Consider the following 13,996-nt stretch of genomic DNA (forward strand, 5'->3'; position numbering starts at 1 on the left):
CGCAATGAAAATTATAAAAAATCTTATATTTTTATTTATAATTTCCAAAAATGCATATGAAACCCTTATAACTATAAATGAGAACAAGCTAGATCCCTAGGAGAGGAACCAGCTTGTTCTCATTTTTCTTTTTTCGGCTTATTGATTACATTTCCCCATATTATAATTACAATTGTGCTGATGACAACAAATGCCGCATAGCCAATTCCAGCATTGTCACCAATTGTTTCTAAGCCAAATGGTAATAAGATTGTGACAATGCCGATTGTATAAGAAAAAAACCTGATATTTTTGCAAGTTTTTCCTTATCTCCTACAAACGTTTCTTCTTGATATCCTGCTAGAAGAAATAATCTCTTTTTTATGTGAATTTGGTATCCTAACATGATGATGAACATACCTAACAAAAAACAAATGATAAAACCACCGATCATCAAATCTCCCCCTCCAATCATTTACCATCTCTCCATCTATTATCTAATTTATTTTTTCGAAAATTCCATTTATCTTTATTATTATTCGTGATATATTGCATATTGTATTACATATTTTACTGCATTTCCTCTAGAAAGGAGGCTTTTATTATGAATTCAGCTAGGTTAAAAGGAATTATAATGGTGATTATAGGAGCCAGTTTATGGGGATTATCTGGGACTGCTGCACAACAACTTTTCCAACAAGAACGTGTATCTGCCGAATGGCTTGTAACAATTCGCCTACTTATATCAGGCTTTCTATTGCTCTTATTTGCATCATTTCGTAGTAAAAAACATGAAATATTCGGGATTTGGAAACAAAAAAGTGATGCGAATAAAATGATTTTATTCGGATTACTAGGTATGCTAGCTGTACAATATACTTATTTTGCATCTATTCGTGAAGGAAACGCTGCAATTGCAACATTATTGCAATATTTAGCACCTATTTTCATCACTGTATACTTAATCTTCAAATGGAAGATTCGCCCGAAAATCATTGACTTTATTTCCATTACACTTTCTTTAATCGGAACATTCTTTTTATTAACAAATGGTTCTATTCATACTCTTTCTGTTTCTGCTCCTGCTATCATTTGGGGTATTTTATCAGGATTATCATTAGCATTTTATAGTTTATATTCAAAAGAGTTATTAGATAGATGGTCTTCAGCAGTTATTGTGGGATGGGGAATGATCATCGGGGGGATTGGTGTAACCATGTTACACTTCTTTTCTACAAATGAATTTATCTTACTATCTAGCATGAAATATCTCCACATTCAAAACTTACTTTTGATCGCATTCGTTATCATCTTTGGTACACTCATTGCATTTTATTTATATTTAGACAGCATACGATACTTAACTCCAAAAGAAACAACATTATTTGGTTGCACAGAACCTCTTGCAGCAATTCTTTCAAGTGTTCTTATTTTGCATGTTCCCTTTCAATCATTTCAACTACTAGGCGCAATTTGCGTGATCGTAATGGTACTTTTATTGAGCCAAAAACCTGATGAAGGGAAACCAAAATTACGGCTTGTTCAAACAAAAAAGAAAATAGGAAGTAAATAGCGAAAGGAGTTCTTCTTCATTATGCCTATTCCTCAAAATTATCAAAAACAAGAAAGATTATCCGCTAAATCACTCGTTTTAAATCAATTACAAGACTGGATTATTGAAGGGGTCTTACAACCTGATGAAAAGATTCATGATGGAGAGCTGGCTAAAGCTTTAGGAGTAAGTCGAACACCTGTTAGGGAAGCACTTCAAGTATTAGAAATTTCAGGACTAGTCGAGATGGTACCGGGACAAAAAACAAAAATTGCACCAATAAAATTAGAAGACGTACCTATCATGTATGAAACAATCGCTGGGCTTCATACAATCGCTGGAAAACAAGCTATGAAGCATATCAATGAGACTGATATTGTAGAGCTTTCGCAAATCAATTCTACATTTCAAACAGCATTGCTTGAGAAAAATACAAAAAAAACGTTACAATTAGATGTAGCATTTCATAATAAAATAGTAGCAATATCAAAAAATACATATATCGAACCTTTCTTAGCCAACCTTCACCTTCATGTATTACGCCTTGAATATATATTTTTTCAAGCTCTTACTCCAGCAAAGCAATCGATTGAAGAGCATCATTTCATGATTAAAGCTTTACAAGAGAAAGATGAAGAGAAATTAGAGAAAATGATCACACAAAACTGGTTACGCCCAATGAAAGAAATTCAAAACATCATTTCTACAAAATAACGAAGAGCCGTTTATGCTGCATCCAACATAAACGGCTCTTCTGACTTATTCTATATCTATATAACTATGCCTGAATTTCAGCGTATTTCTTAATGTTCTTGTATTCTTTTTCTAGTTCCTCTAATGAAAGCTCATATAATTGGCGATTGAGAATTTTAAATACCCCTGCCCCAATTAACTGATCAATCAATTGCTTTTTTCGATTTTCAATAGCAAAACGGAGTTGACTACACACTTTTAAAAAAACTCCTTTCTACAATGATTATAGATGATAATCTTTATCAATTATCAATTTGACTATAAAAGGTGAAACTTTATAAGTAAAATAATTTCATGAAATATTTACCTTCCAAACTGTTTGTGGCCACATTATATATATGTATGTTGCAAGGCAAATGTTATGACACTTTTTCGCATCTTTTTTCTTTCATACTTTGCAAATTGTCTTCGAATCATTGAATGCTGTATATTGACTTCTTCTTTTCACATATTTGTTCCTTACGTTCATAGCACTTATTCTTATCGTAATGTATCTGTTACACCCTTCCTATACCCTCTTCGTCATTTTCATGCTCGATTCCTTTTTCTCAAAAAAACAAGACTACTTCCCTTTCTTTCTCATATTGTTTAATAATGTACAACTAAAAAAGGAGGCGTTTCATTTGAAGCGATTATTTCTTTGTATGGAGCGTGAAATTATTGTTGCTGAAGAGAAAGATGGGGACTTCCAAATTCAATGTCACTTACAACATATGCAACCCACTTGTATCGCAGTTGACCCATTCCAACCGAATCGTATTTACTGCGGTACTTTTGGACGAGGATTATGGGTAAGCGATAATAAAGGAGATTCTTGGAGACCGATTGGCGATGCCTATCGCTATTTTGATTTTCCGAAAGAAGATGGAATTCTTCATTCTACTATTACTTCCATTACTATAAGCTCCGCAAAACAAAAGAACGGTTACGGCACTATTTATGTTGGAACAGAACCTAGTGCGTTATTCTGTTCAGAAAATGGAGGAGAAACGTGGACAGAACTAAAAACGATGAAATCATTATTATCTTCCTATACATGGGCTTTTCCACCTCGTCCCTTTACGCATCATGTACGATGGATTACAATAGACCCCCATAATGAAAATACAATACATGTATCTATCGAAGCTGGCGCCGTTATTCAAAGTAATGATCATGGACAGACATGGAGCGATAAAAAATTCGGTGCTCCAATCGACGCCCATCAGTTACTCATGCACGATGATGCCCCTAACCGCCTATATGCATCATGTGGTGATGGATTTATGAACGGACCTGAACGAGCATATCTCGAAAGCCACGATAATGGTAATACTTGGATTTCATGCAGTGAAGGGTTAGAACATCATTATTTATATAGTATGGCAATTGACCCAGCTGATTGTGATACAATCCTTGTTTCTGCCGCACCAAGTGCCGACTTAGCTCACCACCGTATTCCTTATGAATCCTATATATACCGAAAAACGAAGGATACCTTATTTGAACAAGTACATAAAGGCTTACCACCTGCAATCGGCACAGTCATTTCCATGCTTGCTACGAATCCAGCAGAACCTCATACGTTTTATGCTTTAAATAATAATGGCGTCTTTCAATCTATAGATAGCGGGGAAACATGGGAGCAATTAAACATTCCATGGAAAGAAGAATATAAGACGCAGCACCCTCACGCCCTATTCGTAACTACCTTTTAAAAAGAAGGGACTAGCCTGCTAATCAAGGCCAGTCCCTTCTTCCTTTCTTTTATTAGCTCTAAATTCATGTAAATGATTTAAATAATGAATTGTTTCTTCTTTTCCTAATGCCACATGATTTGCGAGCATCGTATCTCCTACTATTTTATGATATAAATCAAAATAGACATGATTGATCACGTGATTATCTTTTATATTCTTTAGCCCTTCAATGAAGGGGATCATATGGTTCACAACATCAAATTCACAAGCTACATTTTGTACATAATGTATTTCTGGAACGTATTGTATACTTTTATAAAATTCTATTACATTTATTCTTTCTCGATATTTTTCTATAATTTCTTCTTCAGATAAACCAGAATAACTATGACGAAATACATTTTGTACTGGTCCTGAAATCCATTTTGTTAAGCAGGTTTGCGGATTATTAACAAGAGCCACTGTATCCTTAAGAAACCCAGCTAGCATGAAAGACATAAATCCACCGCCTGAACTACCAAAAAACAGCACATTTTTATGAAGTACCTTTGTTTTTTCGATTAACTTTGTAAGAATGGTTGCAATATCTTTTAAATAATATCGTTCTTTTGTCCCTTGCCCCCACCCTAGCAAAATATTACCTAAATATAAAGTAGGATCATTATAATAAATAACAGTATCATGTAAATCATTGATCCAAGAATGCCGTTGAAAAATCGGTGGCCCAATTGGATTCTCATGATATCCTCCCGCTCCAGATCCTAAAACGATCATCCTAGAAGAGTTTGACTTCACTCTAATTAAAAATTCATATTTCACCCCATTCCACATGACGGACAACATAAACGGTTCATCATATATAAGATGAAATGAATCTAAATTCTCATATTGAATGTGTATATTCTTATATTGATCAATCAAATAACCTAACACCCCCCTTTTCATATTCTGCCTTCGATAACGAGAAAGTTCATCATCATAAAACGAGCCACCTACTCCCACTCTAAAACTTAGGCGAGAGTCTTACTGTCCTAAAATAACGGGATAAAATTGATATCTTTTTTACAATCTATACAGATTGTAAAGTTTAGACAAAATAAAAACATACTATATGTAATGCATCTTATGCCATTTTTGTTTGGACACTCCTATGCAATCTTGTATATTACACAACATGATTACTTTTCTACTAAAAATTTCTGAGAATATTTTCTCAAGTCTACAATTTATTTCATCTCGTATACTATTTATAAAGTTAGATTTTATCTAGCTATACATTTCATTTTATTAATCTATCACTATTTTATAATTAGGAGATGAGACATATGTGTGGAATTACAGGTTGGGTCGATTGGAGAGAAGACCTTTCAAATCAACAGCATATTTTGCAGGCTATGGCAAACCGTATTAAACACCGTGGCCCAGATGCAGAAGGCTTTTGGCTATCCCCGCGAGCAGCATTCGCACATCGTCGTTTAATTGTCATTGATCCTAAAGGTGGAGCGCAGCCAAAAACATATAAGGCTGGTGATGATACATTTGCCATCACATATAATGGTGAAATTTATAATTTTCGAGAACTAAGAGAAATCTTACAAAAGAATGGGCACACATTTGAAACATGTTCAGATACAGAAGTATTGCTCCATGCTTATTTGGAATGGAAAGAAGACTGCGTGCAACATTTAAATGGTATTTTTGCTTTCGCAATATGGGATGATCAAAAACAGCAACTCTTTTTAGCGCGAGATCATTTAGGTGTCAAACCACTTTTTTATACAGAGCGCAACGATAGTATTATTTTCGGCTCAGAAATTAAAGCATTACTTGCTCACCCGTCCGTGTCTGCTGAAATTGACGAAAGTGGTATTAATGAAATATTTGGGCTCGGGTCATTTCGAACTCCAGGATGCGGTGTGTTGAAACATATAAAAGAAGTGCGCGCCGGACATTATATCACATTTACAGAAGATAAAAAGGCAGTAAAAAGATATTGGACTTTAACAAGTAAAGAACATACAGATACTCCAGAAGAAACAGCCTCACATATTCTTTCCATTCTACAAGACACTGTAAAACGACAACTCATTGCTGATGTACCTCTCGTTTGTATGTTATCTGGCGGCTTAGATTCTAGTGGTATTACTGCTCTAGCAGGAAAGGAATTTGCAAAGGAAAATAAAACACTTCATACGTATTCCATCGACTTTGTAAACAGCGCCAAAGATTTTGAATTAACTTTTTCTCGCACTGGTCTAGACGCCCCGTGGGTAAAACGGGTATCTGAACATATCGGAACAACTCATCACGATATTATTGTCAATGCAGAAGAATTAGCAAATCATTTATTCGTACCACTTTATGCAAAAGATTTACCGGGTGCCGGCGAGATAGAAACTTCACTATATTTACTATTTCAGGAAATGAAAAAAGACGCTACTGTTGCTCTTTCTGGCGAATCAGCTGACGAAGTATTTGGCGGATACCCTTGGTTTCATCAAGAAGAACTATTATATGTAGATCAGTTCCCTTGGCTCACCAACTGGAAAAACTCTTCCTTCCTCTTACAAAATGAAGTAAAAAAACAATCCAATCTTGATCATTATATTCATAATCGATTCCAAGAGGCCATTCAGGAAGTTCCGATCCTCCCTGATGAAAATAAAAAAGAAGCAAAACAACGCCAAATGTTTTATTTATTCTTAACAAGATTTTTACCGTTTTTACTGGACCGAAAAGATCGCATGAGCATGGCGGTTGGCTTTGAAGTGCGCGTACCATTTTGTGATTATCGACTCGTAGAATATTTATGGAACGTACCTTTTGAAGTAAAACGGATTGATCATATTGAAAAAGGCATTTTACGTCGGGCATTACAAAGCGTTCTACCAGATGACGTTCGCAACCGAAGAAAGAGCGCTTATCCAACTTCACAAGATCCGAATTACTTGCAAGCCATTCGTAATTTAACGCTTGATATGTGTAGCAATAAAAACAATCCAATCTTCTCACTTATCGATCATTCCGCATTGCTTGCAATTGCAAATCAAACGAATCAAGAAATCAATGATTTGGATGCGAGAAGTACAATGGAATATATGCTACAAACGAACGAATGGTTAAAAAGCTATCATATTCGCATTCGGTAAACAAAAAAGAGCTCAGATTTTTACATACTCTGAGCTCCTTTTTCTATTTATATTCCTTTATACGTTTGTTCTTTTCTGTATCAATCGACCATCCAATAATGGTAGCGCAATCTCTCCCTTTCCATTTCAGAACATTCTGTAACACAGGTTCAATTTGCAAGCATCCCCTGCTATGTAATACCTCAAACAATGATTGATCATCTTCTAACATTTTTTTATCGCAATCCAAAATTCCATCTGTTACCATTACAATATGATTCACTCCACGTTCTAAACCACGAACTCCTGAAGTAAAACAAGATGTATTCGCTGCAAAAATATTTCTTCTTCCTATACATTCATAATATTTAGGCTGGTTAAGCCTTCCTTTCCCGTTCTTCTCTCGTTCAGAGTGAAATAAATAGGCAAAGCACTCTCCTACTGATAACCAATACAAAAACTCACCTTTTCGTAAACAAATCAAACAAGCTAGTTCTTCATTCTCTTGTTCACATTTCTCAATAAACCATTCATCGGTAAAGAGTGCTAATAAATACATATGTGTATGATGAAATGCCAGATGGACAGGATATGAGAACAATTCTTGTAACTTTTCTCTTCTCTCCGAAATTGCATCTATAATATATTGAATCGTTTTCGTTTTATGATGGGCATCAAAAATCATCACAAATTCAAATTGCGCATCCCACCAAGCTAGTACTGCATCTCCTCTTTCATACGCATCACTTTCTTGATTCCCGCCATAAACCCCAACTGAAAGAGGACCACATTTTTCAACATGTATTTGATCTACATACATTTTTTCATGACTAATCCATTTAAATGTATTCAATGATATCATCCTCTCTCTTACTATATGTATGCCCTTACAGTAAGAGTACCTTAAAATTCAAGAAAAATAAACTTTTTCTATAATAAAAAGACATTTACATCTTTACAAACGATTATATCTTATTATACGATATAATAAAAAATGGAAGGACTTTCTTATTATGAAACATATCAATCAAAACTGGGAAACGATTTATTACCATTTACGATGCGAATATGAAAATAATCTATCTCATCAAGCGATTCGAATTCTTCAAATCACTTCCCGAGAAGCAGAAACAACAATTAGCAAAATTGCATCTGAACTAAATCTCTCTCATAATACAGCATCCGAACATGTAAAAAGGCTCATTCAAAAAGACCTTATTCTAAAGGAACGGAATAAAAAAGATGAACGAGTCGTGAATCTCGCATTGACTGCTAAAGGGAAAGAAGCACTCATAAAACATACTTTATTAGATGAAAAGAAATTAAAAATATTGGAATCCCAATTATCAAAAGAAGAACAGCAAATAATTGAACAAGCTTTTTCCATACTTGCAAAGGAGGCCCAATATGCATTTCCTCGTTAAAGTCATTGTTTCAGCTCTCATGATCGGGGGCGTAACAGAATTAGCGAAACATTATAGTACAATTGGCGGTTTCATTGCTGCTCTTCCCCTTATTAGTTTGCTTAGCTTATTTTGGCTTTCTGTTGAAGGCGGGAGTAAACAAGATTTAAGTCAATTTGCAATCGGTGTATTATATGGCTTTCCTGCATCAGCGCTGCTTTTATTTGTGGTGTATCTTGGTTTAAAACACTCCTTCTCCCTTCATATATCTGTACTACTTGGCGTGGGCGTTTGGTGTTTACTACTCGTTTGTCAAAAAATATTTCAAGCTTAGAAGGTGATCATTATGACAAATAAAAAAGGAAGCAGTTCTTCTGCTTCCCCCTACATCTATTCGTAATCTTCCTCATATTCATCATATTCATCATCTTCATTATCATCGTAATACGAATTTCCGTTATTTACATAAATCGGGCCGTTTGCAACATCAACGCGAAGTACCCATGCCCACGGTACCGCTAAACGCTTATGTAATGAGCGCCAAAAATGCATGGATTTTCTTTCATACTCCTGAAACTCCTGAAGTACATCTTTATAGGAGGAACCGTCTAACTGAACATTCGCTTCTAATAAACGAGAATAGGCATAATGTTGTAATTCTAATTCAGCTGCAACTTCCATTTCTTCCGGTGTTGCCATGCCAATAATTGTTCCATCTGGCGGTACAACTTCATACACATTATGAACTTCAATAAGCCCTTCTTTCTCTTCCTCAAACATACAAACAGCCTCCTTTATCACACCATTTTATCTTGCAAAGCCTTACTTCTCTAATCACTTCCTTCTTTCCTGCTTTTTTGATAAAAAATTACAAAATATTCAGTTGATGATTTCATTGTTAGATTGACTCACTCTTCTTTATTTACATAATAAAATTATTTTATTATAACTTTTTTCTGAACGCTTCATTTGTCACTATAGATTTAATAAATAAATCTAAATTATTTCGAATTTTTCTCGCTTCAATAGGATCCAAATCGTTAGACATAAAAACGATTTCCGTCTTGTTTCCTTCTTGATCCGTTCCATAAAAACTATTTGTGAATACAAATACAGTAGAACCACCTTTTCTACCTGCATGCTCATACTGATTCCTTTCAAGAACAGTCCCTTTAAAAATTCGCTCAACCTCAGCTTGCATCGCCTTTGGAAAAACAGTTCTGCTATTCATTTTCCCTATTAAATTCATATAATCTGTAGCAGTTGCACTTACTAATCTATCAGACCAAATACGTTGAAATCCCATATCAACCCTTAATGGTATATTACGATTTTTCCATTCCTTTTCATCTTTCATCCATTCATGTATTTGAAAAACATGATTTTTATATTCATCGCTAGACATATTACGTAACATGTCTAGTGATTGATCTGTCGGTACATGAAGTTCTTTCTCTACATATCCTCTCATATATAGTGACGCTGTGTATGGATAAAAATCATCATGACTACTTAAATGTAACTCTTTTATACTTTCATTTACTCTTTCAGCCCCTAGTTTATCTAATAAATACGTTGTATTTGCATTGGAGCTAAACTGAATCATTCCTTTCGCCACTTCTTCTATAGATACCGTTTCATTTTTTATTACGCTTCGCTCTTTTATATCCTCAATCCATTTTGGGTGTGCGCCGCCATCTGTGTTTGGAACGTAATATTTTTCTAGATCTCGCAACGGAATGAGTTCCGCTCGATCTATTTTCCCTTCTGCCACTTGCTTAGCAAATTCCACCGCTATAACGATTTTTGCCATGCTTGCTAACGGTAATTTTTCATTTTCGTTCACTGTCACTAAAAGTTCTCCATTCCTCCTAACCATTAAAGAACAAACTTTTTCTTTTTTATGCTCTTCTACATATTTTAATATGTACTGAGGATCTTCTTTTTTTAAGTAATATCGAACGATACATATAATCGCAATACATACTAACAGAATCGTTAAAACAGTATAACCTATTATTGTTATAATCATAATTCCTCCTTCTATCCATATTCTAATTTTATTATAATATAATTATATACCGTATTTTGGAATACATTCAATTAAATGTATGTAATTGCAATTGCTCCCTTATAATCGTTTGCATAACAAAAAAACATGCCTTCTCATCCAAGCATGTTTTGTGATATTCTTCACATTATTTTTCTAAAAAATGAACCTCTTTACTTCCCGTGATGTAACATGAAATCAGCGAATTCTTCTTCGATATGATTTAACTTCGCAATCCCTTCTTTCCATTTGTGAATATAACGTGAAACTCCAAAAATAAATAAAAGAATAATAGCAGAAAGAATAATACCATATACAATCGCTACAGTACTCATAGTTACACTTCCTTGTAATAGGTTATGATTTTATTATAATCCTTTTTCTCGCAAAATGTCGGAAATTCAACTTTTTGTAACAAAATTGAATTTCCTAATTATTATAAAGAGAAACCTTTCGAATAGAAAGATTTCTCTTTCATTTGTATATTATTCCACACCAACAGAAATAGTTTCTGGTAATGTACTGCCGCCATCAATGACGATATGTGTTCCGGTTATGTAACTCGATTCATCCGATGCAAGAAAACCAGCTAGCTGTCCAACTTCTTCAATTCTTCCTAATCGTCCTAATGGAACGCCTGAGGCAATTCCATCAATAACAGTATTTGGTTTATTTGGATCAGATTCATTTGCAATTTGTTCGGCCATCGGTGTCATAATATAACCTGGACAAATTGCATTCACAGTTATATTATGTTTTGCTACTTCACGCGCCAACGCTTTTGTAAATCCCCAAATGGCTGCTTTCGTTGTCGCATAAGCTGTTTCTCCTTCATCTGCCACTAACGTTCCTGTTACAGACGACATATTGACAATTTTCCCGTAATTTTTCTCAATCATATATGGTAAAACAGCCTTTGCAAAATTCCACACACCATTAATATTTACTTGGAATTGAAAATCACGCATCTCATCCGACATATCTAAGAAATTTGCAAGCCGAATGACTCCCGCATTATTGACCAATATATCAATCTTCCCATATTTTTCATATGCATCTTTTGCAATCTCTTTAACGGCTATAAAATCCGTTACATCCACTTGATAACTAGATGCCTCTAACCCGTTACTTACAATTTCCTTTGCTGTTTCATGAACCTTTTCGGAAATATCAACGAGTAATACTTTCGCTCCTAATTCTGCAAATACATGAGCGATTCCCGCACCATTTCCCATTGCAGCACCAGTAACAAAAGCAATTTTTCCATCTAATTTCCCCATTTCATAACCCCCTTATGATTTGTAGAAAACTGTCTCACAAATTCATCTTAACAAATATCCCTTTATATATCTTTAAATTACAAAAAATGTCAAATAATATTCAAAAAGAGACTGTCATAATAAATGACAGCCTCACAACTTTTAACATATGAGTCTATTGATTCTTTTTCGCTTCTATTTTTTCATGTGTTTTCTCAAGTTTATCCAATGCTTCTCCAACTTTTTTCTGCTTTTCTCTTAACTCATCAACGCTATCTACCGCTTTAATCAGTTTATCAATTCCTTTTTCTTCAATTTTTCGTTTCTTTTCTGCCCTCGCGTTTACTTTTTCTTCAATATCTTTCGCCTTTTGAAGCATATTTTCGGCATTAGACTTCACAGCTTTTTCAAGCGTCTCATCCATATTCATTTGTAACACTTTATTTGCATCGTCTTTTGTTTCTAAATACTTTCCATCTTTTAATGCATTTGCACCGTGGTCCATAAATTGAGCAACTTCTTTATATGAATTCGCTTCACTTCCTGATTTTTCTTTTTCTGCTTTTTCAAACCACATCACTGCATCACTATATTTTTCATTTTGCAATGATGTCAGACCCGTTTCAATATACGTATCATAGTTACTGCTACATCCTGCCATGATAGCGAACAGAAATAACGTAACAAAACTTATTTTTCTCATGATGTTTTCTCCTTTTTTCTTTACAACGCTTTTCATTTTAAATGTAACATACATACATCCTACTTTCAAAACGAAAAAAGATTACAAGATGCTCATAAGCAACGTTACATATCCAAACTAAATGTTTCTATTTTAAGCTGACATATTCACTCTGTTTTTCGTCCCATGCTGTTTAATTCCTACGAATACAACGAAAAATAACCCTGTTCCTAACGTTATCACGACAATACTCGTTGGCAATCTATCTAATAAAAATCCATATATAATCATTCCAAGTGGTGCAATTGCGGTCGCAATCGTTTCAAGAAGGCCAAACACGCGACCTAAGTATGCTTGGTTGATTGTCTTTTGAATATGTACTTGCATCGGGATATTTACAATCATCATAGAAAACCCACTAAGAAGGACAAAAATTATATAGTAAATAAAGCTTGCTACTTTTGGAATCGTTATTAATAATGGAACTACCGTACATAAGCTTAAACTCGCAAATATTAATAACCCAATATAAACAGAGCGAAACGGATTACTTATTTCCTTACGAACGGATAAAACAGCCGCTCCAATTAACATTCCAACTGCTAACATTCCTTCTATTATCCCCAGTTGCTTTGAAGATAAATGTAAGCTCTGAACAATTATATATGGGAGTGAAACGAAAAGCGCACTCGAAAAAAAGTTAACCCACAGCGCAATTTTCATTAATCCATATATTTCTTGTTGCTGTCTTACATATGTAAATCCTTCTTTTATACTCGTTAAAAAAGGTTCATGATTTTCTGTGTCTTCCTTTTTATACAAATGAAATGCGATACATAACTGTACAATAACAGCTAAAAAGAATGTGATACCATTTAAGAGAAAAAAGGATGTGATTGAAAAAAATCCAAATATCATTCCTCCAATGATTGGAGCTAAAATTCTTGATAAAGAATCCGCTGTTTGATTTAAAGCATTCGCTTTTTGAATTCTTTCTTCATTCACTAAATGCGGGATGGACGAGGTGAGTGCAACAGAATAAAAGCTTGCACAAACGGATAATAGCGCTGCTGAAATATAAATGAAGAAAAGTGATGGTTCAAATGTAGTAGCAAGAATAAACATCGTAAACATCGTCAAACTACTTAACAAATCCATGCCGACAATGAGCCATTTCCGGTTAACGCGATCCGCCACTGCCCCGGCAATAGGGCCACATACCATTCTTGGAACAGATCCGCAAATAAGCGTAGTTGCAAATCCTATTCCTGAACCCGTTGTTTTTAAAACATATAGTCCCATTGCAAACGTATAAATCCCTGCTCCTAATAAAGATATAATTTTTGCAACCATCATGAAAAGAATGTTTCTCGTTGCAATTTTTATCCTCGGATCATTTTGTTCTATACTTACATCTCCCATTATACTCTCTCCCCCTGAAGGTTAAATTGTGTTACACTTATTATACAATTCGATCCCATTTTCTTACAATCATTTCCTAATTCGACACT

At 34.5% G+C, this 13,996-nt stretch carries 15 protein-coding genes and 1 pseudogene; 6 read left to right on the forward strand and 10 right to left on the reverse strand.

Features of this window, described 5'->3' with window-relative positions:
- Positions 1-119 precede the first annotated feature (119 nt).
- Positions 120-433: pseudogene (locus MR056_RS13195) on the reverse strand (DUF3784 domain-containing protein).
- Positions 434-583: 150 nt separating this feature from the next.
- On the opposite strand from MR056_RS13195, the gene MR056_RS13200 reads away from it, so the two are divergent.
- Entirely contained in the window at positions 584-1,552 is a 969-nt protein-coding gene (locus MR056_RS13200) for a DMT family transporter (protein ID WP_012093906.1), read from the forward strand.
- Between the two features lie 21 nt (positions 1,553-1,573).
- Complete coding sequence (locus tag MR056_RS13205) at positions 1,574-2,245, forward strand: GntR family transcriptional regulator (protein ID WP_012093905.1); 672 nt, start codon at positions 1,574-1,576, stop codon at positions 2,243-2,245.
- Positions 2,246-2,309: 64 nt separating this feature from the next.
- On the opposite strand, the gene fbpA is transcribed toward MR056_RS13205, so the two are convergent.
- On the reverse strand, positions 2,310-2,480 hold the full coding sequence (fbpA, locus tag MR056_RS13210) for a Fur-regulated basic protein FbpA (protein ID WP_048722750.1): 171 nt from the start codon (positions 2,478-2,480) through the stop codon (positions 2,310-2,312).
- Between the two features lie 427 nt (positions 2,481-2,907).
- On the opposite strand from fbpA, the gene MR056_RS13215 reads away from it, so the two are divergent.
- Positions 2,908-3,981 carry a WD40/YVTN/BNR-like repeat-containing protein gene (locus MR056_RS13215; RefSeq protein ID WP_048722749.1) on the forward strand — a complete coding sequence of 358 codons (1,074 nt, stop codon included), beginning with the start codon at positions 2,908-2,910 and terminating at the stop codon, positions 3,979-3,981.
- 18 nt (positions 3,982-3,999) lie between these two features.
- On the opposite strand, the gene MR056_RS13220 is transcribed toward MR056_RS13215, so the two are convergent.
- Complete coding sequence (locus tag MR056_RS13220; RefSeq protein ID WP_048722747.1) at positions 4,000-4,884, reverse strand: hypothetical protein; 885 nt, start codon at positions 4,882-4,884, stop codon at positions 4,000-4,002.
- Positions 4,885-5,288: 404 nt separating this feature from the next.
- Here MR056_RS13220 and asnB point away from each other — a divergent pair, with 404 nt between their 5' ends.
- Complete coding sequence (asnB, locus tag MR056_RS13225; protein ID WP_048722745.1) at positions 5,289-7,112, forward strand: asparagine synthase (glutamine-hydrolyzing); 1,824 nt, start codon at positions 5,289-5,291, stop codon at positions 7,110-7,112.
- Between the two features lie 43 nt (positions 7,113-7,155).
- Here the strand turns inward: asnB and MR056_RS13230 are convergent, their stop codons facing one another.
- Positions 7,156-7,953: a PP2C family serine/threonine-protein phosphatase gene (locus MR056_RS13230; RefSeq protein ID WP_048722743.1), complete on the reverse strand. Its 798-nt coding sequence runs from the start codon at positions 7,951-7,953 to the stop codon at positions 7,156-7,158.
- A 151-nt stretch (positions 7,954-8,104) separates the two neighbouring features.
- On the opposite strand from MR056_RS13230, the gene MR056_RS13235 reads away from it, so the two are divergent.
- Together MR056_RS13235 and MR056_RS13240 are read left to right on the forward strand one after the other, a co-directional pair.
- Positions 8,105-8,515, forward strand: coding sequence for a MarR family winged helix-turn-helix transcriptional regulator (locus MR056_RS13235; protein ID WP_012093899.1), 411 nt, complete (start codon positions 8,105-8,107; stop codon positions 8,513-8,515).
- Positions 8,499-8,828 (forward strand): DUF3147 family protein, encoded by a 330-nt coding sequence (locus tag MR056_RS13240; protein ID WP_012093898.1) that lies wholly within the window; start codon positions 8,499-8,501, stop codon positions 8,826-8,828. Before MR056_RS13235 ends, MR056_RS13240 begins: the two co-directional genes overlap by 17 nt.
- A gap of 56 nt (positions 8,829-8,884) precedes the next feature.
- On the opposite strand, the gene MR056_RS13245 is transcribed toward MR056_RS13240, so the two are convergent.
- The 6 genes from MR056_RS13245 to MR056_RS13270 all read right to left on the reverse strand — a co-directional run bounded on the left by MR056_RS13245 (position 8,885) and on the right by MR056_RS13270 (position 13,907).
- Positions 8,885-9,274, reverse strand: a complete 390-nt coding sequence (locus tag MR056_RS13245; protein WP_012093897.1) for a hypothetical protein — start codon at positions 9,272-9,274, stop codon at positions 8,885-8,887.
- 163 nt (positions 9,275-9,437) lie between these two features.
- Entirely contained in the window at positions 9,438-10,526 is a 1,089-nt protein-coding gene (locus MR056_RS13250; protein WP_094398335.1) for a serine hydrolase, read from the reverse strand.
- A 191-nt stretch (positions 10,527-10,717) separates the two neighbouring features.
- Positions 10,718-10,879 carry a hypothetical protein gene (locus MR056_RS13255; RefSeq protein WP_012093895.1) on the reverse strand — a complete coding sequence of 54 codons (162 nt, stop codon included), beginning with the start codon at positions 10,877-10,879 and terminating at the stop codon, positions 10,718-10,720.
- Between the two features lie 150 nt (positions 10,880-11,029).
- Complete coding sequence (ucpA, locus tag MR056_RS13260; protein WP_048722739.1) at positions 11,030-11,824, reverse strand: SDR family oxidoreductase UcpA; 795 nt, start codon at positions 11,822-11,824, stop codon at positions 11,030-11,032.
- 154 nt (positions 11,825-11,978) lie between these two features.
- A complete protein-coding gene (locus MR056_RS13265; protein ID WP_012093893.1) occupies positions 11,979-12,506 on the reverse strand; it encodes an outer membrane protein assembly factor BamD in 528 nt (175 codons plus the stop codon).
- Between the two features lie 132 nt (positions 12,507-12,638).
- Positions 12,639-13,907 (reverse strand): MFS transporter, encoded by a 1,269-nt coding sequence (locus MR056_RS13270; protein ID WP_048722737.1) that lies wholly within the window; start codon positions 13,905-13,907, stop codon positions 12,639-12,641.
- Positions 13,908-13,996: the final 89 nt, after the last annotated feature.

The sequence above is a fragment of the Bacillus cereus group sp. BfR-BA-01360 genome (assembly GCF_022663595.1).
Lineage (GTDB): Bacteria > Bacillota > Bacilli > Bacillales > Bacillaceae_G > Bacillus_A > Bacillus_A cytotoxicus.